Genomic DNA, 20,999 nt, shown 5'->3' on the forward strand with positions numbered 1-20,999 from the left:
AACGCATGTGGAGGTCTTCCCCTCCCACATGCGCGGTGCGGCACCCGCCTGGCGTCAGAAGCCGTACACGGACACTTCGTAGGCCTTCAATGCCTCGCGGAACCGCGGGTCGCTCAGATCGAAACGCGCGATCGGGCGCGCGGGGGTTTCCGCGGCGCCGAAGAGGTCTTCGTTCAGATAGACCAGGCCGCAGCTTGGGCACACCGTGTGCTCGGCGGGGTCGGCGGACCCTTGCGAGTCGGGGCTGATCCGCCCGCGCGCGTCCGCCGCGACCCAGTCGTTGGTGAAGCTGTCGTTGCCGCAGGCGCAGGTCTGGTTCTCCCCGTCCTCGTCGACGAACGCTCGCGCCCCGTCGACGAACTCCGTGGTGGGGTACGGCCACTGCTGTTCGCTCAACGATGTCTCCGGTGGCGTCTGCCCCTTCGCCGCGAACTGCCCACCATCGGCACCGCCTCGAGGGCGGTGATGGTTCCCCAGCTGATCGACGGTGCTCATTGTTCTCCCATTCTGAGCTCGAAGAGGTAGCCGACCTGAACGAGGCCGGCCAACTTAGGGCTGTCGATGTTCGACGACGCGCTGTAGAGCTCATCGTTGAGATCGTCGGGGAACTCCAGCTCCTGATCATCCACCCCGATCAGGGAGTGCGGGAAGAGCCATTCGCCCTGATCGGACCAGTCGAATCGAACACCGGAGATCGGGAGGTCACTCTCCCGGCAGGCCGCCTCGATGTGCGCCCGCGCCGCCTCGTGAAGGTGAAGGTCCGCCTCCGCCCGATCGGAGATGGATGCGTGGATCAGCCGGTCAACGGCGGCGGCCAGCTCCTTCTCAGTCACCTCAGTACCCCGCTCGTCTCGGGAGCGCGACACGTCGACGTCGCCCCTTCGCCGGAGCTGCGCTGCCGCCCGCATCAGGATCGCCGTGTCCTCTGGCGAGGCGTTCTTGGTTGATGGAACCCACCCGATGAACGAGAAGCCACCACCCGGGCGCTCGACAAGATCCACGTCCGTCACCCCTTCCGGGGCGAGCGCCTGGAACACAGCGGCGGCGTCTCGACCCATCGCCTCCTCGGCCTCACGCAGGCGCCGTTCGGTCAGCTCGAACAACGCGACCGCGTCCGCCGTCCGCCCCGCACGGGCTTCCGGCAAGGTCAGTCCACCCTCCGGGGCGGTCGGGACTTTGCCGGCGAACTGCCCACCCTGGCTGGTGCCTCGCGGTGCATGCAGGTTGCCGTTCACGTCTTCGGTCACAGGAGCGCCTCCGGGGCATCAGGGGTCGAACTGGCGCGCTGCAGGCGCGTGTACTCCGCGACGATGACGTGCGGCTGCTCACCCGCCATTCGCGATGAGAGGGCACCGGTGGCGATGATGCCATCGGCGCATTCGGTTTCCGTCATGTCTCGGCCCCGCCAGCGGACAGCGGCAACAGCGAAGACTGTGCCGGCGACGGTGACGACGGGACGGTTGTGGTTGGCCAGGCGGAAGACCAGTTGGCCATCCTGCGTCTCTGATGGCTGATCGGCGAGGATCGCGAGTGTGGAGGACGCCCAGTCGGCGACATCAGCCGGGACGTCGTCTGCCCACAACCGTGAGAGGTCGACACGGTCACCGGGGTGAAGGTACTTGCCGTCGACGAGGAGCCCTGCCTGCCCCGCCGCCATCCGAGCAGTGAGCGCAGACACCGCAGCTCGGCGCTCGTTCGCGTCCACGTCATAGGTGGCCGGCATGTCCCGCACGAACTCGCGAAGCGACCGGATGTCACCGTCAGGGCCGTGCACACGCTCGAAGTCGGCGACGATGTCGCTGTCGTATGCGGTCGCGAGGGGCTCGTCGTCTCGCCAGGATCTGACAGGCCTCGCAGCCCCGTCGATGAGGCTGCTCGCCGGACGTGAGGGCGCTCGAGAGATGAACCGTCCACCGTGCGGTCCCGCGGCCGCATGATGGTTGCCGTTCACGTCGATGGTCATACCCCCATGTGTGCGGCGGGCGCCCGAAAGCGTGCATCGGCCTTCGAGCGCCCTCATGTGGTGCGTTTCAGAGCGTCAAGGCCTGGCCAGACGCGCCATCGCGGGCCCTCCCCGCCGCGGCGGCGTTCCGACCGTGAGATGAGCGGATCACGCCGGTCCGCTACCTCCGCGAGGAACGCGTCCACCGCCTCCGACCGATCGTCCGACCCAGCGATCGCCTGCGCGAGCTCAAGCGCTTGCGACGCGATCGTGGAGCTCATCCGATCCGGGTCGCTGTGCGCTGGGGTCTGTGTGGGAACGACCCCGAACGTCTTCCACCTTCGGGTCGCCGGGTCGAGGACCCGCACTCGAACCTGGATCTGTCCGCCTTCTGCTGCTTCGTACGCGATCTCCACCTCACCGGCCGATGCACGCACAATGGTGTCGGGGGATGGTGGGACGAGGCCTTCGAACGGTGGCGTGGGCTTGCGGGGTGAGTACTGACCCCCGGTGCTCGTTCCCCGACGCCGGCGCGGCTGAGGGTCTGTCGGTGTCATCGTGCTGACCTCTCGACGGGCAGGAGCATGCCTGCGGGGATGACAGCGTGTGCGGGGGCGTCGAAGAGGTAGAGCACAGTCCGCCCGTCGGCGAGGTGACGTACCGACTCGACTTCCGCCAGGTGGCACTGGGCGTAGGCGGCGAGTTCCTCCGCGACCTCGCTTCCCCAGAGGCCGGCCAAGTCGACCCTGTCCCGCGCGCCGACTTCTGCGGCGGGTATGAGGGGAAGCGGGGTTCGAGGCATCGTGCGTCCGGGGCGGAAGGTGCCGCCCATCAGGCAGCCCGTGTGCGGGCTACTTCGTCCACCGCAGCGGGGCGGAATCCGGCCCACGCGAAGAAGTCCTGAGGGTGGGCGCTGGCGAGGCTGCGGCGGCCAGGGGCGTGTGCGACGGGTGCCGCGCCGGCGGGCTTGCGCACGATGATGAGCCTCGCGTCCTGGGTCTGGCGGTACGTCATCTTGTCTCCTCGTGCGGCTGAACGCCTAGGTGCGTCTACAAGCCATGAGTGCGGGCGCGACGCCGATGTGCGCGGATTCGGGGTCTTTCGGCGATCAATCGCCGTGATCGGCCCAGTCGGCCCGGCGGTGTCCGGCGGGTGCCGGTCCGGGTCTTTCCTTACTCTCGACTGGGATCGGGGGTCGATTTTGGGGGTCGGCCCGGCGGCCCAGCATTTCCGGAGGACATATAGGAGAGGGAAGACATATATGAGCCACCGAACGGTGGACATAGAGAGATAGATAGAGGAGAACTACTTATCTCTTCTCCTTCTTCTAGGGGTGGGGGCTCCGATCCCAGTCGGGAGTAGGGAAAGACCCGGCCCAGCATGGTTCGGGCCGGGTGGGCCGACCCTTGATTTTCCGCGGCAAAACAGGGCATCGGGTTCTGGACCGGCGCTGGGCCGGGCGGGCCAGAACCCCCGAAAACCGCGTCATGCGGTCGACCGCGCATGTGGTGACTATGACCACCACCCACCGCACCACCCGCCGTGGACGCGTCCCCTCCACGGTGCTCATCATCGTCATCGCGATCCTCATCGCCGCGACCATCTCGATGTGGACCCAGGCGGAAGCCACCCAGAACATCGAGCAGCAGATCACTGACCGCCAGCACACCCAGGCGCAGCTCTCTGATCAGGCACGAGCCCTGCGGGAGTCCACAAGCAACTACGAGACCGCGCAGGCAGCGCTTCGCGCGCAGCTCACGAGCACGACCGGACTCTCGCAATGAGCGGGCGGCCGCGCGTAGCTGCCACGGTCGCGACGATCGCGATCTCTGCCGCACTGCTCGGTGTCGGCGCTCAGGGCATCCAACTCGCCTCCGCGCAAGCCCGCCTCGACGCTGTCGACGCTGCGCTGGTGACGGCGAAAACGGACGTGCAGGCAGCAACGCTGGCGCGCAGTGAGGCCGTCTCGCGCAGCATCAGCCTCACGTCGGTCGCTGCCGCTCGGGCCACGCTCATCACAGCGATCGCGTCGGCCGAGAACGCCCTGCGCGAAGCTGGGAACACTGTCGACGTCGGAGCGGAGAAGGCCACTGTTCGCCGCGCCCAACTGGCCGCGTTGGACCCTCAGCCCTCACTGGCGCTTCTCGTGTCCGCTCGAGCTGTCGTCGACGGTGCCGCGTCATCCGCCACCGCGCGCGCAGCCGCGGACGCCGCAGCGAAGGCAGCAGCTGCCGCACGCGCCGCGGCCGAGAAGGCAGCCGCTCAGGCTGCAGCTGCTGCACGACCTCCGGCACCGGCGCCAGCACCGGTCGACCCGTACACCCTGTTGCGCGCCGAGCTCGACAGTGTCGGCGGCGCCGCGTTCCCGCTCGTGATGTTCGACGGGCATTGCGGTGACGTCACGACTGATGGCTGCTCATACCCGGACGGGCATATCGGGCTCTCCCCGTCGGTCGCATCCCTCCCGCCAGCACGCCGGCACTGGATCCTGATCCACGAGATGGCGCACCAGTACCAGTTCCACGTCTGGTCGACGCTCATGGCCTCCCCCAGCTTCCACGCGCTGTTCGGCGACGATCTGGAGCTGCTCGCCAACTGCATGTCCGAAGTCCGCGGTGTGCGCCGCTCGTTCTGCAACGCCACCCAGCAGACGTGGGCGGCCGGGATCTGGAACGGTGTGGTCAACGGCTAACTCTCGCCTCACCGCCTGTTGCTCTGCGACGGCCCCGTCCACCGCACATACTCCGACCAGGTGCACTCCGCAGCCAGTTGCATCCCGTTCTCCGGGAAGTAGCCGATGAGCTGGCGCTGCTCCGGGTCCGCGTCGTAGGTCACGGACCGGAGCAACCGGCGGCCGCGGACCTCGACGAGCCGGATGATCGCGATACGGCGGCTGCGGTCGAACATGAACCAGGTGCCCGGCTCGACGCCGGCCTGAACCTGCGACATAGGAGACCAGTGCTGCACCACGGCCTCGACCGTACGTCGAACCGCCGACGGTCCTCGCCCCGGGCTGATCACACCGGGGCTAGCGCCGCCCCGTCGCGGCACAACGGCGCAACGCTAGTCCGCAGCCGCATCAGTGAGGACGGTCGCCTTGAGGCGAGTGAGAACCGTCTCCCACACGCCATTGAAGTCCGAGACGCGATTCTCCTTCACCGTTCCCGACGTCAGCTCGACCTGGGCGCCCTCGACCAGGCCCGCTGGCAGCGCGCCTGCGGAAGCCTTCCAGTAGAGCGTGTGCCCGTTCTGGTCCAGGAGCGTCACATGGTCCGGCGCTCCGTAGCCGTAGTCGACTCCCTGACGAACTGACACCACCCGAGCTCTCACCCCCAGCCCCTTGAGAGCAGTGCCTGCCGGCGCCAGGTAGCTCTTCACCGCCGCCTCGGCAACGTTCCGAGCTTCCCTCGCCCGAAGCTCTCGAGCGGCGGATGCGGCTTGGCTTCCCACAGCCGATGCGGCCAGGCGGATGTGCTTGCGTCCGATCACCCGATTCCCATCCGGGTCCGGGGTGAACAGCGAACGAAGTGTCTGCTGGTAGTCGCTGGAGTCGTCGAGCTGGTCGATCCACGCGAGGACCTCCGCCGCGCGTTCGGTCGTGCCGGGCGGAAGCTCAGCGTGATTCTCCAGAAGCCGCGTCACCGCGTCGGCTGTGGCCGGCTTCTCACGGGTGGCCCGCGCCGCGGAGATGAACCCGCCGTTCGCATCCGCCACCGCGATCGTGAAGGCAAGCAGAGCGGTCGCGTCATACACGCGGCTGTCCATCGAACCGGGCGACCAGTCCTTGTCATCGTCCGTGAGCTCGCTCGCAGCGAAGTCCTCCGTCAACGACCACAGACCCTCAGGTCGCACCCCCAGGAACAGCTTGAGGCAGTTCGTCCCGATGTGGGCCCACTCGCCGGTCTCCTCGTTCTGGAGGTTGATGATCTTGGACCGTGCACGCGTGTGCCCGCAGTAATCGCAGGCGAGTTCGGAAGCGGCTTGCCCGCCACCGAACGTGAGAAGCTGACCGTTCGCGGCCCGGGTGGTCACCGACCGGTACCGCCAGCCGGCGAACGAAATCGACGGCGTGTTCACGGTGACGTCGACAACCTCACGCATCATCGCCCCGTCAGGGCTGTGGATGATGCGGCGCTCGGTGCTGAGCTCGAATCGTTCCGCGATACCCGCACGCGCCAGCTTCCTGTTCGCGAGCTCGACCTTGTGGAGGAACGGCTGGAGGTTCCCGGGCGGGATCGTGTACACGGACCGCACCGCCACGTCCGACTCAACGTCGTCATCTGGCTCATAGCTGAGGGACCCTGTCGGGGCCGTTGCGACCTTCCCCGCGAATCGTCCTCCCTCGACAGTTCCCGCTGCGGCATGCAGGTTTCCGGCTGCGTCCACGATCATGACTGACCCTCCGATCCGATACTGAGCCTGGCGGCCGCGACCGCCGCAGGAACTCCTTCGCCACTGGCGGCGAGCTCACGAAGAGCCGCCCGCGGTGTCCGGTCATGGCCGGCGGCGAGGTGCCGCGCGTGAGGCAAGTTGTCCGTGCCCTCGCACGCGCGAAGTGCAGCCACAATCTCCTCAGGCGTGATCCGCGGGTTCTCCATCACGAGAGTCGCGCGTGCAGGATCCGCAGCCGCGGCCTCTCGTGCACGGTCGGGAAGACGCGGGTGACGGCATGCGGCGGGCGCCGCGGTGGATGCAAGCTGCTCGAGAATGTCCGGCGGAACCGCTGGGCTCAGGGGAAGGTGCGCACGAAGGGCGGGCAGGTGGACGTCCGCGGCAGCGCGCCGGTCCCACAGTTCACGAACGGTCGCCACCGACACGTGAGGGTTCATGAGGGCGGACACCCGATGCTCCAACGGTCGAGACCGGGAACCGTCTGTGGCGATGAAGTGGAGCACGCACGGCGGTGTGGCGAGGTTCTCGGCCACACGAGCCCCGACGTCGTAGTGCGGGCTCACCGAGAGCACGGTGAGCTGCGCGGCGTCGGCGGTGGTTGTCGCGAGCGTCACGATCGCGGCCACGGAGGTCGAAGCTGCGTGGATGAGAGCGTCCGTCCCGTTCACGCGCGCATGATCCCAGAGGGCGTAGAACGCGGCGTCCAGCCGCGACCCTTCGTCCTCCAGTGAACCTGCCGGCGGGCTCGACGTCTTGCCCGCGAACAGTCCGGCCTGCCCGTGAAGGTTCCCTACCCGATCGACAACGGTCACACCATCATGTGTGCGGCGGCGATCAGATGCTGCTCGGGTCCCGCGCAACCATCGCCAGCAGAACCATCACCGGGCCTGCCACCGGCACCGCATGGAGGCGGAGGTTCCCATGCCGCATCATCGCCACCCAGAGCGTCGTGGTCCGGGTCAGATGGATCGTTCGAGCGGCCCGCCATCGCTCAACGTCGGTGTGCTCGAGGAACGCGAACAGGCGCGCCCGCTCCTCCGGCTTCAGACCGCGGCCTTCCGCGCCCGGCAATCGATCCAGCACAGTGGCGATCCCAAGGAGGCGTTCAACGTCCGCACCGAAGTCCATACCTCCCACATGCGCGGCGGCTACCGCGCATGTGGGAGGTATGGACAACAACCCGAGCAGCGAGATCGTCCCCTTCGGCGGCGCTGATGCGCTGACCACCCGCGAGAGCGTTGTCGCCGCGCGCACGGAACTCGCCCGCCGGCAACTTCAGCTGAGCACGGAAAGGGAACGCGCGACCGCGGAGCTCGAACGCAAGCGCAAGGAGCTGGACGCGGACTTCGCGCGTCAACGTGCCGAGCTGGAGGCGTTGATGGCTCCGCTGAAGGAGCAGCTGGAGAAGATGGCGGAAGTGCTCTGGACCGTCGACCTCTACCTTGGGCGGGACGAGACCTTGCAGCTCGTCCGTGACGGCGCTCCCGCTCCCGCCGATGAGCCGATCACGGTGCGCCAGAAGGTGCTGGTGATGGCCGAAGAGTCGCTCATCATGATGGGGAAGCGAAACACGGGGATGGACGCCGACGACATCCCCCATTTCATCGAATGGCTCGCCTCCGACGACGCCAACCTCAACAGGGTGATCCCCGAGCGCAAGAGCGTCGTCGTCCTCATCCCCACCCGTGTGCAATCTCGTTCCGGGAATGCGTGGGAGGACGCCGCGCGCGACGCCCAGAACACCCGCTCGTACTGGCTTCTCCGCAACGGTGAGCGGCTGTACCTGCTGACGGTAGACCCGCAGTTGAAGGTCGGCGATCGTGTCCTCCCCCGCCGCCGCGAGTTCGTGGAGGTGTTCGATCGGGGCCTGTTCGGGTTCGGTCGCCGTAGCGGTGAGCCTGTCCGGCCGGGCAGTGACGAGTGGTTCGAAATCGAGAAGCGAGCCGACGCTCGGCGCCGGCACTACATGCGGATCATGCTCGTACTGCAGGGCCTCATCGACCGAACCCCGGTGTGGCATCCGCTCCCCCCTGCCGGGGTGAGCTTCCTGTCGATCGCCGATCAGGATGCCGGCAAGATCGTCCTACTCCAGGACGATGAGTCGTCGATCCAGCTCGGTGAGGGCGGTGAGACGTTCCTGCAGTGGCAGACCCGGTTGAACAAGCTACTCCGTCCCGGGCTCCGCGTGATCGGCAACTGGCACACGCGCGATTTCTCGGAGCTCTACTATGACGGTGACCGCTTCACGCGCGGGTCGCACCCTCGTCTCCACCCTGGCAACGCCGAGTACCCGCCGACGAATGAGCCGCACCTGATTGAAGGCCGGCGCGACGGCGGCTTCGTCATCCGGTACGAGCGAACCGATGGCGTCTATAAGCGCAACCAGCCCGTCCCCGACAAGCCAGGCTGGGTGTACACGGGCGAGACTCGTGTGGATGCGAAGCAGCGAGCATCGTGCGTCGTCCAGGCGTCTGACTCGTGGGTCCTCCCGTTCGACCTTGTGACTGTTCCTGAGCTCGAGCGCTTCCTCTACTCTCGGGAGGAACGCTCGAAGCACTTCCTCTCGATGGTCCCCACCGTCCGTGCCGCACTGGAAGCGAAGCGCGCCGAGGCAGCTCTCGAGGCCGACTTCCGTGGCCTCATCGGCCAGCTTCTCGTTGCGGAGGGAGCTGACGCTGAAGGAATCAGCGAGGTCGTCGACGATCTCGTGCACTGGTGGAAGCTCGCTCACACGTGGACTCAGCCTCTCAACGGCGATGGTGCTCATGAGCGGAAAGCCGCCGAGCAGATTGTCGCGGAGTACCGGTCCCGACGAGCGGGCGCCGTGGACACGCTCAGTGACGCCATGGTGGACGCCGGGCGCGCCGTCGACGGTGTGATCGCTGTCGCACGCGACCGCCGGGGCCGCTGGCACGCCTACGCACCATCACCGGGCGCGCATGACGAGCACGTGTACCTCGATGTCACCCGCATCTACCGCGATGGGACGCTCGGCACCCCCGCAACCTGGCAGGTGCTCGCGACAAGGACCGCGTCAGCCCTGCAGGTCGCATGGAAGGCCCCGGGGTGGGACACCTGGACATTCGGCGCGCACCCCGCCTGGTATCTCGATGAGCCCTCCCGCGCGCGCCTGATAGCGGACATCCAGGTGCGAGTCGGCGAGCGGACGATCTGTGTGACGGAGTTCTTCAACCCGGCAGACCCCGGCACCCGCGCGATGTTCGCATACTCGTGGGTGCCCGAGCACCTTCCGTCTGACCATCCCGCCAGGGCCACGGACAGCCCGTTCGGGTGGCGCGACGCGTCCGCGACAATCGAACGGCAGGGGTGGGTGATCACGCGCAGCGCGGACGGGGCGCCGCAGCTCGGCGCGCGCTCCGGAAGGAAGTACACGGGCGCCGTGCCGAGCGATTTCGGTGGCTTCACCACGAGCGAGTGGGGCGATGTGCCGTGGTACCCGTCGGGTGAGAGGTACGGTGAGGCGCGCCCGCGACTCGTCTGGTTGAACGAAGAGCTCTTCCACCAGGTCGTCGCGTACAGGTCGCGGTGCGAAGACCTTCTCACTGAGGAGCAGGCTGCCCGTCGCGCTCGCGAGAAGGCGGCCGATCGATTCATCCCCGGAGTGATGGATCTGATCCGGGCACGCCAGTTGAGCGAGATCCGCCGGCGGTTCGAAGAGGACTTCGGGAGCGAAGCGGATGACCTCTGGGAAGCACACGTTGCGTCCCTGCGGCTATCCGACCCGATCCACTGGAGGGACATCCACATCCTCATCGCTCAGGCGCTTGACCGGGGAGAGACGGTGGACGGTCGAACTCTCGCCCAGCTGCTCGCATCCTCCACCTTCACGACCGATCTGGGTGAGTACGGTGACATCGCGGTGCCGGAGCCAACCCCTCGGTGACCACGCACCGCGCATGTAGGTAGATGACCCCGATGGGAGGGCAGATGGGAACCGCACGCACGATCGCGCTCAACGACACGTTCACCATGCCTATCGACGCTGTCACGCAGACGTTCGCGATCGTCGGCAAGCGCGGCCGCGGGAAATCGTCGACAGCGAAAGTGCTCGTCGAAGAGATGGTCGGCGCGGGCCAGCAGGTCATCGTGCTCGACACCGTCGGAGCATGGTGGGGCCTCAGGTCCTCCCTCGACGGCGCATCCCCCGGGCTTCCCGTCGTCGTGTTCGGAGGACGGCACGGCGATGTCCCGCTCGAGGACACCGCCGGCGCAGTGATCGCGCGGACGCTGATGAAACATCGCGTGCCGGCGGTGATCGACCTGTCCGAGTTCCGGAAAGCTGGGCAACGCCGCTTCGCAACCGCGTTCATCGAGGAGCTCTACCACTCGAACCGCGAACCCCTGCATGTCGTGTTCGATGAGGCGGACGAGTTCGCGCCGCAGACGCCCCTCCCGGACAGTCGAGCGCTCCTCGGCGCGATGGAGGATTTCGTTCGACGTGGGCGCCTCCGAGGGCTCGGCGCAACCCTCGTCTCCCAGCGGCCGGCCGTGATCCACAAGGACGTCCTTTCGCAGGCTGAGGTCCTCATCACCATGGGGCTCACCAGCCCGCGCGACGTCTCCGCGATCAACGAATGGATCAAGCTGCACGCGGACGATGAGGAAGCGAAAGAGGTACGCCGGTCCCTCGCCAGCCTTCCGGTCGGTACAGCTTGGGTGTGGTCCCCGGAATGGCTGGAGACGCTGCAGAAGGTGGCGATTCGCCGTATCCGCACGTTCGATTCGTCAGCGACCCCGAAAGTCGGGGCGGACGTGGTCACCCCGACCGCGCGCGCTGAGATCGACTTGGGTGCGCTCGGCGAGGAGATCGCCGCGACCATCCAGCGGAAAGCCGATGATGACCCGAAGGCGCTGCGTACGCGGATCGCGACGCTCGAGAAGCAGCTCTCGGAGTCCGCGAAGGCCTCCCCCGCCGAGCCGAAAGCGCGGATCGTCGAGGTTCCCGCACGGATGTCAGAGCAAGACCGGGATGATCTCGCGACTCGCCTCACCGAGCTCGAAGGGGTTGTTCAGACGATCCAGTCGATCTCGGAAGGCATGTTCCGAACGCTCGAGTCCGTACGGGCGGCCGCGACCACCGCAGGTGCGACGTCGGCACCGTCCGTGCGAGCCAAGATCGCGCCCGCACCACGGACCACCGAAGGCGCGCGCCGCGCCCACACTCCTGGCCGTGGCACCGCGAGCGCGGCGCCGGCGGCCCCAGGGCCCCAGCGGGAGCGCCCAGCGTCGGGATCGCAGGCCAGCGACTCACTCACCCTCTCGAAAGCTCAACGTGCGATCGCGAGCGCTCTCGCCACGCACGGCACGCTGTCGCAACGCCAGCTTGGCCTTCACACCGGGTACGCCCACAAGTCCGGCTCGTTCTCGAACGCACTGTCGGGGCTTCGCACCCGCGGCCTGATCGAAGGCTCCGGCGCCGCGATCACGCTGACCCCCGTCGGCTTCGACGCTCTCGACGCCGCCGGCGGGTACGAACCCCTGCCGACCGGGCCGGCGTTGGTCGAATGGTGGCTGTCGCGGCTCCCGAAAGCGCAGGCGGCGATGCTGTCCGCGCTGCTGGACGCGTACCCTGATCCGCTGTCCGTCGAGCAGCTCGGTGCTGCCACCGGGTACGCCGCCGGGTCTGGTTCGTTCTCGAACGCCCGCTCGAAACTGAACGTCGCCGAGCTCATCCACGGCAGCCGTGATGCACTGTACGCAGCGGACGAGCTTGGCCAGGCGGTGCTGAGCTAAGAATCTCGAGCCGGGTTCACTCGGTTGCCGCCCGTCGCTCATCGAAGGTCGGCGGGTGACAGTAACGTGACCGCATGCGCGCAGCGATACGACCCCGGCACCAGGTCACAGTGACCGTCGAAGGGGAGTCCCTCCAAGCGATCCAGGACGCCCTCGCGACAGAGCGTCCCGCCGGTCACGAGCTCGCGTCAGCGCCGGTCGTCATGTCGAAGACGTCGACGCTCATGACGGCGACGGGGACGTTCGTCGCACGCAACGCCGCCCGGGAGGTGGAAGGCCCGGATCTCGCCGCCATCCGCGCGCTGACCCCGGACGGGTGGCAGATCACCGCCCTGCGAGACTGACCCGCACCCGGGCGCGTCGCGCGTGCGCCGGCGCCGCGCCCTACGTCAATCCTCGCGGACCGGGTCACCGCCAACCGAACGCACCTTGACGATCTTCTCGATCGCACTCCGTGCTCGCGCCGCGGGCGCCGAGATGTCGCGCACTCCATGAGCTGCTGCGGCTGCACCGCTCTCGAACAGTGGGACGCTCGTGCGGTACTGCGCGCACGACGGATCGATCCGACCTTCGATGAGCGCCAGTCGCACCGCGAGAAGCTCCGTCGGGTCCCGGTGCCCCAGCCAGCCGGAGCAGACCTCCCCTGACCCCTGATGGCAGGCGAACACAGCCTGAGCGGACTGCTGCGCGATGTCGCCGTCGTAGCGTTCGAGCTTCGCGTACTCGTCCTCATGCCAGACACCGGAAGGCGCGTTGACACGGTACGGGCATGACGCGCACGGCGTCGGCCGTGGGCGGGCGGGTGAGCTCACGATCGGTGAGTTTCGTTGCAGGCCATGTCATCCACATGCGCGGTCACCTGGACATGGTCGCACCCCTCCGCTTGTCCTGCGGAGGGGTGCGAGGTCATGACGTCAGCGGTGGGCCTGCCGCGACCGCATCCGAAGCAGGATCACACCGGCGTACAGCAGCCCGACGGCGCCGACCGCAAGGAACGGCGTCAGCGCGGTCGGACCCGTGTTCGCGAGCTGCGTCCCATGGGAGGCCGTGCTGACCGTCGCCGGGGTGGCGCTGGCCGTCGTCGCGGACGTCACCCCCGTGTTCGCGAGACTGTCGCTCGTTCCACCGCCCGACGAGCCGGTGACGGTGGTGCTTGCGCAGCTCACGGACGGGTCCGTCAGGCACGTCGCACCCGAGGCAGGCTGCGCCGTGAAGCCCGCCCCGGCAACCTGAACGCTCGGGGCGAGGCGACCGGAGTGGGCGCTGTTGACGGTGCCGGTGACCGTGATGGAGGTCGACGTGTGGGCGGGGACCGTCGCAAGCTGCCAGCGGAGACCACCCGGCTGCGACGCGCCCACAGGCGAGGTCGAAGTGACAGTGAACCCGGCGGGCGTGGTGAACAGGACACCGACGTCAGTAGCGTCGACCGCCGAGGCGTTGTCGACGAAGATGGTGAAGGTGGTGGCGTCACCGGCGGCAACCGTCGCAGGGCCGGACACGCTGAACGTGATCGCTGCGACGGAGACATGCACGGTCACCGGCGCGCACGACGCGGTCGGATCCGTGGTGCACGGCGTCCCCGTCGGGGTGCCTGCACCGCCGGAGAACGTGACCGTCGCACTCGGAGTGAGAACGTCACCGTCGGTCGCTCCCGAGTCGACGGACGCGATCACCGACACCGCCACGGACGTGCCCGCCGCGAGCGTCCCCTGCGTGATGTACACCGTGCGCTGGCCCGGGTTGTACGAGCCAGCCGTCGAAGAGGAGAAGGTCAGGCCAGGCGGGAGCTGCACGGCCGCGCTGACCGACGTCGCATCGCTCGCCCCAGGGTTCGAGAGGCTCAGCGCGAAGCTGACGACGTCGCCCGGGTGCGCGGTGACGCTTCCCGAGGTGAGCGCGAAGTTGACCACGGGCGGCGCCGGGGGCGTCGGAGTGTTGATGGTCGTCGACGCACAAGACGCGGTCGGGTCCGAGGTGCACACGTTCGTGGGGTCGGCGATGATCGTGGCCGGGCCGACGCTCGCATGCGCCGAGAGGGCGCTCACAATCGACCCGGTCGAGGCTGTTGCATCCGCCGTGAACGTGCTCGACCAGCTGTCACCCGCAGCCAGCGGCCCGCCAGCCCATTGGGCAACCTGACCGCTGAAGGTGGCGCCGAGAACGGAGTCGTACGCGGCCGTCGAGTCGAGAGTGTTCGAGACCACCAGCCCGGTGACATCGGTATCGCCGTCGTTCGCGACGGTGAGCGTGTACGTCACCACCGCGCCCTGCGCGACGACAGACTGATCTGCGCTGATGGTCACGGTCAGGTGGGCACCCGTGCCCGCGATGGCGGGCTGGACACCCGCGAACACGACCAGCGCGACCACGGCTACTGCAGCGGCGACGCTCGTCGCCACGAGACGGCGGATTCGTCCGCCAAGTCGAGTGAACATTGCTTCCCCTTTGATCTGGGTGGCGTCATGTCGCCACCCATCCCCCACATGCGCGGTGCGCGCGCACGATGCCCACCATTCGATCCGATCAGCGAACCCCGCACCAAACTGGCGCGCCGGACGCGGTCATGAACGGCGCGTCACCCGCCAGTCACGCTGCCTGCTCGGTCGCGCGGACGGTCACGCTGTCGGCGATCGCGGCGTCGATGAGCGCGAGCCGCTGCAGCGCACCATCAAGCTCAGCCTGATCCGGGAACATTTCGCCGGCGGCCGCAGCGGCGGCACTCGACTCCGCGTTCACCTGCAGGAGGCGAGCACTCGATATCCACTCCTCCGCATTCGCCGGCAGCGAGTCGATGAGCGCGTTCACCTGGTTGACGATGATCTCGGCAACCGCGGACGTTCCGCGGCGCATCTCCCGTGGTGTGATGATCCCGCTCGTCACGTTGCGGTAGCCGAACATCACCTGCAACTGCAGCCCGGTGCCAGCGAGTGGCGTCATCGAGAGCCCCAGACCGCGAGTGGACCTGAACCGGATCGGTCGGCCCGGTTGGCCCCCGCCGCGAAGCGCCGCGATCGTCTCGATCACCTGAGCGCGCAGCTGCGCATCATCGTCAGGCGTGCGAGCGGTCGACGCAGCAGCCGCATCCCGGGCGTTCTCCGACCGCGTGGTGAGCTGTTCCGCACGGTGAGCGAACTCTGCCGCATCGGCGCGAGCCTTGCGTGCCGACTGCTGGTGAACGGCACGCATCAGCTGCAGCCGCTTCACCTCCGCGCGCACCGTGGCCTGCTCGAGCAGCAGTGGGTTTCCGGATGCGAGCGCTTTCAACTCGCCGTAGCTGATCGACGCGGCGGACACATCCTCGATCTCACGGGCCGTCGCGCCCGTCGCGTAGAGCGCATCGAACGACCGGGACTTGCGCTCGATCGCCTGCCACATGAACGCGTCGAAGGTTCCTTCCGTCACCACTCGCGTGATCGTCAGGTGCCCGGCCAGGTTGCCCGGTCGATCCCCACGCCCGTCGCGCTGAACCACACTGGAAGGCTGCCATGGCGCGTCAAGATGCCAGAGGTGGGTGAGCCTCGTCTGCACGTTCGTTCCCATGCCGACCTTCGCCGTCGACCCGATCAGCAGATCGACCTCACCGTCACGGCACGCCGCGAACAGTGCAGCGCGGGCCTTGTCCGTCGTCGCGTCATGAGCGAACCGGATACGCCGCGGGTCCATGCCCCGATCAACGAGCGCACGGCGCAACCGGCCGTACGTGGAAGAGTCCCCCGGCTTCGGAGTGCCAAGGTCGAAGAAGGCCAGCTGGAACGCGCCCGGCGCCGGGTGGTTACCGAACGTCCGGTCCTTCTGCTCACGGTGCGCGGCAACGATCGCATCAGCGATCGTGAGCATCGCCTGCGACGTCTCCGGAAGCCCGACGAGGCGAGGGTCCAGCGCAACCTTCCGCCCGTCGTTGCATACCAGCAGCATGTTGTCGTCAGTAACATGCCCGCCGCGGGCTTCCCGCTGGCCGGGCCGGCGGTCGTGGATAGCGTCCGCGCGAGCCGCGAGCTCTTCCACGAACCGACGCTGCCCGGGCGTTGGCTCAACCGACAGGGTGCGTGTGGTGACCGCCGGCCGCGGGAGGCCGAGGACCGCCGGGTCGACGATGTCCGCGACCTGAGCGAGCATCGTCTTCAGCTCAGGAGCGTTCACAACCCCTACCGGGCGTCGCTGCATCCGGAAGGTCGACCCATCCGGTGAGACCTCGATGTTCGTCTCGAACCGAATGAACGCCGACACCCACGAATCGAACGCGAGAAGGCCGATGCGCTCGAGGATTTCCGGCTGAAGGAAACGCTGCCACACCCAGGTTTCCGCGAGCGTATTCGACCAGGGGGTGCCAGTGAACAGCGCCACGACCGGCGCGCCCTCAGGGCGACGCGCAGCGAGCGTTTCCACTTTCACGAGCAGGTCGGTGGCACGCTTCGAGCTGCCGGAGCCCATCCCGTTGTCCCGCGACGCACTGTCGGTGCTGAGCCTGCGGAACAGGTGTGCCTCGTCGATCATCAGATGGTCTACGCCCAGCTGCTCGAACCAGATGTTCCCCAGATCGCCGATGCCCTCCCGGAGCTTCAAGATCCGTGCCTCGAGCGCACGGATAGCGCGTGCGATCGCTTTCGGGCCCTTCTCCTTCTGGCCGGACCCGCTGGCGCTGAGCGCCAGCCGAAGCCGATGCTTCTGCGCGGCAAGCCACCGAGTCTCCGATTCAGGGTGAACGGGGATGGCAGTGAACGCGGAGTGCGTCATGATCACGGCATCCCAGTCGCCGGTCGCGCACCGCGCAGCGAACACACGGCGCTCATCGCGGGCGAGATCATCTTTCGTCGCGATCAGGAACCGGCCTGTCGGGAACGTCTGCTGCGCTTCCCGGGCCATCTGATCGAGGAGGTGGTCGGGGACCACGATGAGGGGCTTGCGGGCGAGCCCGAACTGTCGGAGCGTCCGCGCCGCCATCACCATCTCTGCCGACTTCCCAGCACCGACGGGGTGCGCGAGCAGCGCACGAGGGCTGCTGGTGATCCGTTCCACTGCAGCTCGCTGGTGAGGCCAGGGGGTGAAGTCGCTGTGCAACCCCGGGAAGGTGAGGCCGCTGCCGTCGTACTTCCTCGTGACGTGGCAGTTCAGCCGCTCGTTGTAGTCGTCGCAGATCCGCTCAGCGCGCGCCGCGTCCTCCCACACCCAGGTGCTGAACCGGTCCCGGATGAGCTCAAGCTTCTCGCATGCGGCCGCGCTTTTCTGCGCGTTGCGCACCTGCACGTAAGCGTGCCGCTCCACGCTGTACTCACGGTCGTGAACCTCGGGAGCTCGAGCGTTCAGCGCGCACTCGACCAGCCAGGTGACCTCCGCGTCAGGGGTGCCGTACGCGATCTGCGCGGACGCTGACGCGTACCCGTCGTTGACCTCCCACACGCCCTGCAGCTCGCTCCGGGTGACGGTCGGGTACCGGACCCCCATCTCCTCTGAGAGGAACGCGCTCACGTCGGCGGTGGAGACGAACGGGGATCCGAGCCCCATCTTGATCTCCAGCGGGCCCAGTCGTGGCGGCAGCGCCGCACGGAGAGCGTCGATGTTCCGTTCAACGCCAGCCCGCTCCGCGCGACGTAGCTTCGCTCTCAGATCACCCGACAGGTACTCCCCCGCCGCCACCCACCGGGTGCCGTCCTCGTAGGCGAGGTCACCGAGCGCGTCGGGGACCTGACCTTCGGTGATGCCGAGAAGCCCCGCGATGCGCTCCACACTGAGGTGGCCCGTCTCGCCGAGGCTGACCGCTACAGCTTCCGCGGGGGTGTCGACACGGACCACCGGGTCCGGCGCCCGATTCACACGGTGCAGGAGGATCGGGGCGGGGCCAGCCTCGCCTGTGTCCTGATCGAACACTTCAAGCGCCATGACGAGCGCCGCGTCCGGGTCGCGACGGAAACCACCCATCGCAGGCCGACGCCAGGACAGCGATGGAAGGCCCGTCTCCTCATCAGCTCGACCTTCGACGAGCGAGCCACGGTTGAGGTGCCCGAACCGGGCGACGTAGCTGGTATACGCGGACAGGGTGCGGGCGCGCAGCACGGCGATCTGTGCGTCAGGGATATGCGGGTTCGTCTCCTGAGCGAGAAGTTCCACGGCAAGGTCTCGCAGCTCGATGAGGGTCTTCAGCTCGGCGTTCGGTCGCACCGGCTCTGCTTTCCCGCCACGGATCCGGACGAGCCCGTCACTGTCGTCGTGGAAGCTGCCTTCCTTGCGCCCTGCAGCGTCCTGGAGCACGACGTCGCCGATGTGGGTGACGTCGATGTCGCGACCGATCGGTACGAGCTTCGAGGTGAGGGACGCTACGGCACGGGCAATGTCATCGTCCGGTTGGGTGGAGGCGACCGCCAGCGGCGCCGGCGGATATCCGGTGGCGACCATCACGCCGGCAACATGGGCGGGGTTCTCACCCCAGTACCTGGAGACCGCGGGCGCGTCGGTGATCGTCAGCCCGGGGCGGGCGGGCTCGGTGACGGTCATGCGATGGTCGACGGTGGGGTCGACCATCTGATGCCTGTACGTGTCCCACCGTGCGTCGTGCCGCTCGAAGTCGGGCGCCGCCGGCCACATCGGCTGTGCGAGCTCGTCGTTGCGTCGGATCGCGAGGATGTCGGTGACCGCGTCGGTTCCCGCACTGGCGAACGCACCGGACGGTAGCCGAACCGCACCGATCATCGATGCCACGCCGGACTCTTCGAGCAGCTCACCGATGCCGCTCTGGCTGTCCATCGAGTGCCGGCTGATGATGAGGATCGCGTACCCACCGGGCCGCAACGCTGCGATCGCCCGGGACGCGAAGTAGTTGTGGAGGGACAGTGAGCGGCGAAGCCTGCTGTCGTACACGGTGCTGCTGCTGAAGGGGACGTTACCGATCACCGCATCGAAGTACTCGTCACGCAGCACAGCCGCCTGCAGACGTGACTCATGGATCTCGGCGTCCGGGTGCAGGAGCTGCGCGATCCGTGCGCTCGTGGGGTCGATCTCGACGCCTGTCCAATGGATCGGCAGGTCGGCGGGCGCGGAGGACATGAACGCTCCGGAGCCACAGCCGGGCTCGAGCACGTTCCCGCCGGTGAAGCCGGTGCCTCGGAGAAGCTCGAACACGGCGCCGGCGACAGCTTCCGGTGTGAAGTAGGAGGTGTCGACTTGGTCTCGTGCAGCCTCGAACGCTTCCGCCGGCAGCGCCGCGTCGATGCGGTCAGCAGCTGTCAGCCAACGACCGGTCGGCGCGACCGCGAACGCCGGAGCCAGCCCACCCCAGCCCGTGAACCCGCGCAGGATGCCGGCTTGCTCCTCTGTGACGGTGCCACCCGACTGGAGCGTCCACGCAAGTTCGATGGCAGCGAGCTGAGCTTCGGAGTCGTAGCGGGGCATACCTCCCACATGCGCGGTCTAGTCCACGGACGCTCCCCGGGGCTCACCCGCCCATCCCGGTGCGACCCGGTCGAGATATGCGCGCCGGTCAAAGCCGTCCACGCTCGGGCTCTCCATCCGAACGCGCTGATTCTGTCGCCAGAGCGCGAGGGACCGTTCGGCAGCGTCATCGGTGTACCGCCGTGGCCACCGGCCGTGTTCGCCTGTGAAGCGCGCAAGCCCGTCAGCACGCTCCCTCCACCGGGCTGCGGACATTCGGCTAGCGCTCCACCCCGGCGCAACCTCGTCGAGGTACGCGTGTCGGTCAGCGACTCTCGGGTTTGAGCGCCCGCCTCGAGCGCGGTTGCGCTGATGCTGTAGCCAGCTCGCGAGGGACCGTTCGGCAGGGTCATCGGCGGACCACCGTGGCCATCGGCCGGATTCTCGCTTGAAGCGCCCAAGGTCATCAGCGCGCTCCTCCCACGGGGTGAGGGACCTTCGGCTAGCGCGCCACCCCGGCGCAACCTGGTCGAGATATGCAGCCCGGTCGAATTCAGGTGCGATCTGTTCGGATGCAAGCGCTAGCTTGCGCTGATTCTGTCGCCAGAGCGCGAGGGACCGTTCGGCAGCGTCATCGGTGTACCGCCGTGGCCACCGGCCGTGGTCGCCTGTGAAGCGCGCAAGCTCGTCAGCACGCTCCTTCCACCGGGCCGGGGACATTCGGGTGGCGCTCCACCCAGGGGCAACCTCGTCGAGGTAGGCACGTCGGTCAGTGGCGCTCGGGGTTGAACGCCCGCCTTGAACGCGGTTGCGCTGATTCTGTCGCCAGAGCGCGAGGGACCGTTCGGCAAGATCAGGGGTGTCCTCCCGTGGCCACCGGCCGTGGTCGCGCGTGAAGCGCGCAAGCTCATCAGCACGTGCCGTCCACCGGGCCGGGGACATTTGGCTATCGCTCCACCCCGGCGCAACCTGGTCGAGGTACGCATGCCGGTCGGACTCATGTGTGATCTGTTCGGATGCCAGAGCTCGCTTGCGCTGAATCTGTCGCCAGACCGCAAGGGACCGTTCGGTGGGGTCGACGGCGTGCTGCTGTGGCCATCGGCCGTAGTCGCGCGTGAATCGCCCAAGCTCATCAGCACGTGCCTTCCACGGGGCCGGGGACCTTTGGTTAGTGCTCCAGCCCGGCGCCACCTGGTCCAGGTATGCAGTCCGGTCAAAGCCACCTGCGCTCGGTCTCTGCTTCCGAGTGCGGTCGCGCTGATGCTGTCGCCAGCTCGCGAGGGACCGTTCGGCAGGGTCATCGGCGGACCACCGTGGCCATCGGCCGTAGTCGCGCGTGAATCGCCCAAGCTCATCAGCACGTGCCTTCCACGGGGCCGGGGACCTTTGGTTAGTGCTCCAGCCCGGCGCCACCTGGTCCAGGTATGCAGTCCGGTCAAAGCCACCTGCGCTCGGTCTCTGCTTCCGAGTGCGGTCGCGCTGATGCTGTCGCCAGCTCGCGAGGGACCGTTCGGCAGGGTCATCGGCGGACCACCGTGGCCATCGGCCG

Annotated in this window: 16 protein-coding genes; 5 read left to right on the forward strand and 11 right to left on the reverse strand. The window is 67.8% G+C overall.

Going from position 1 to position 20,999, the window contains the following annotated elements; genetic code table 11:
- Nucleotides 1–54: 54 nt before the first annotated feature.
- The 4 genes from FFS51_RS07300 to FFS51_RS07315 all read right to left on the reverse strand — a co-directional run bounded on the left by FFS51_RS07300 (nt 55) and on the right by FFS51_RS07315 (nt 2,956).
- Nucleotides 55–396 (reverse strand): hypothetical protein, encoded by a 342-nt coding sequence (locus tag FFS51_RS07300; RefSeq protein WP_212742789.1) that lies wholly within the window; start codon nt 394–396, stop codon nt 55–57.
- 95 nt (nt 397–491) lie between these two features.
- Entirely contained in the window at nt 492–1,247 is a 756-nt protein-coding gene (locus FFS51_RS07305) for a hypothetical protein (protein ID WP_137877929.1), read from the reverse strand.
- Entirely contained in the window at nt 1,244–1,963 is a 720-nt protein-coding gene (locus FFS51_RS07310; protein ID WP_137877930.1) for a hypothetical protein, read from the reverse strand. Before FFS51_RS07310 ends, FFS51_RS07305 begins: the two co-directional genes overlap by 4 nt.
- Before the next feature lie 810 nt (nt 1,964–2,773).
- Nucleotides 2,774–2,956 (reverse strand): hypothetical protein, encoded by a 183-nt coding sequence (locus FFS51_RS07315; protein ID WP_137877931.1) that lies wholly within the window; start codon nt 2,954–2,956, stop codon nt 2,774–2,776.
- Nucleotides 2,957–3,456: 500 nt separating this feature from the next.
- On the opposite strand from FFS51_RS07315, the gene FFS51_RS07320 reads away from it, so the two are divergent.
- Entirely contained in the window at nt 3,457–3,726 is a 270-nt protein-coding gene (locus FFS51_RS07320) for a hypothetical protein (RefSeq protein ID WP_137877932.1), read from the forward strand.
- A complete protein-coding gene (locus tag FFS51_RS07325; protein WP_137877933.1) occupies nt 3,723–4,634 on the forward strand; it encodes an efflux RND transporter periplasmic adaptor subunit in 912 nt (303 codons plus the stop codon). Before FFS51_RS07320 ends, FFS51_RS07325 begins: the two co-directional genes overlap by 4 nt.
- Nucleotides 4,635–4,642: 8 nt before the next feature.
- Here FFS51_RS07325 and FFS51_RS07330 read toward each other — a convergent pair whose 3' ends face one another.
- The 4 genes from FFS51_RS07330 to FFS51_RS07345 form a co-directional block, all read right to left on the reverse strand.
- Nucleotides 4,643–4,912 (reverse strand): hypothetical protein, encoded by a 270-nt coding sequence (locus FFS51_RS07330; protein ID WP_137877934.1) that lies wholly within the window; start codon nt 4,910–4,912, stop codon nt 4,643–4,645.
- Nucleotides 4,913–5,005: 93 nt separating this feature from the next.
- Nucleotides 5,006–6,187 (reverse strand): hypothetical protein, encoded by a 1,182-nt coding sequence (locus tag FFS51_RS07335; protein ID WP_212742790.1) that lies wholly within the window; start codon nt 6,185–6,187, stop codon nt 5,006–5,008.
- Between the two features lie 143 nt (nt 6,188–6,330).
- Complete coding sequence (locus FFS51_RS07340; RefSeq protein ID WP_137877936.1) at nt 6,331–7,146, reverse strand: hypothetical protein; 816 nt, start codon at nt 7,144–7,146, stop codon at nt 6,331–6,333.
- A gap of 22 nt (nt 7,147–7,168) precedes the next feature.
- Nucleotides 7,169–7,462 carry a hypothetical protein gene (locus FFS51_RS07345; protein ID WP_137877937.1) on the reverse strand — a complete coding sequence of 98 codons (294 nt, stop codon included), beginning with the start codon at nt 7,460–7,462 and terminating at the stop codon, nt 7,169–7,171.
- A gap of 40 nt (nt 7,463–7,502) precedes the next feature.
- Here FFS51_RS07345 and FFS51_RS07350 point away from each other — a divergent pair, with 40 nt between their 5' ends.
- The 3 genes from FFS51_RS07350 (at nt 7,503) to FFS51_RS07360 (ending at nt 12,432) form a co-directional block, all read left to right on the forward strand.
- Nucleotides 7,503–10,238, forward strand: coding sequence for an OmpH family outer membrane protein (locus FFS51_RS07350; RefSeq protein ID WP_137877938.1), 2,736 nt, complete (start codon nt 7,503–7,505; stop codon nt 10,236–10,238).
- A 44-nt stretch (nt 10,239–10,282) separates the two neighbouring features.
- Nucleotides 10,283–12,088 carry an ATP-binding protein gene (locus FFS51_RS07355; RefSeq protein ID WP_171006133.1) on the forward strand — a complete coding sequence of 602 codons (1,806 nt, stop codon included), beginning with the start codon at nt 10,283–10,285 and terminating at the stop codon, nt 12,086–12,088.
- 74 nt (nt 12,089–12,162) lie between these two features.
- Nucleotides 12,163–12,432, forward strand: a complete 270-nt coding sequence (locus FFS51_RS07360; protein ID WP_137877940.1) for a hypothetical protein — start codon at nt 12,163–12,165, stop codon at nt 12,430–12,432.
- A gap of 45 nt (nt 12,433–12,477) precedes the next feature.
- Here FFS51_RS07360 and FFS51_RS07365 read toward each other — a convergent pair whose 3' ends face one another.
- The 3 genes from FFS51_RS07365 to FFS51_RS07375 form a co-directional block, all read right to left on the reverse strand.
- A complete protein-coding gene (locus tag FFS51_RS07365; RefSeq protein ID WP_137877941.1) occupies nt 12,478–12,900 on the reverse strand; it encodes a DUF6283 family protein in 423 nt (140 codons plus the stop codon).
- 102 nt (nt 12,901–13,002) lie between these two features.
- The gene (locus FFS51_RS07370; RefSeq protein ID WP_137877942.1) at nt 13,003–14,523 is read right to left on the reverse strand and encodes a DUF11 domain-containing protein; all 1,521 of its coding nucleotides are present in this window, start codon (nt 14,521–14,523) and stop codon (nt 13,003–13,005) included.
- Nucleotides 14,524–14,674: 151 nt separating this feature from the next.
- Nucleotides 14,675–19,471 carry a helicase-like domain-containing protein gene (locus tag FFS51_RS07375; protein ID WP_137877943.1) on the reverse strand — a complete coding sequence of 1,599 codons (4,797 nt, stop codon included), beginning with the start codon at nt 19,469–19,471 and terminating at the stop codon, nt 14,675–14,677.
- Nucleotides 19,472–20,999: the final 1,528 nt, after the last annotated feature.

Source organism: Microbacterium sp. 4NA327F11 (genome assembly GCF_005503465.1).
Classification (GTDB): domain Bacteria; phylum Actinomycetota; class Actinomycetes; order Actinomycetales; family Microbacteriaceae; genus Microbacterium; species Microbacterium ginsengisoli.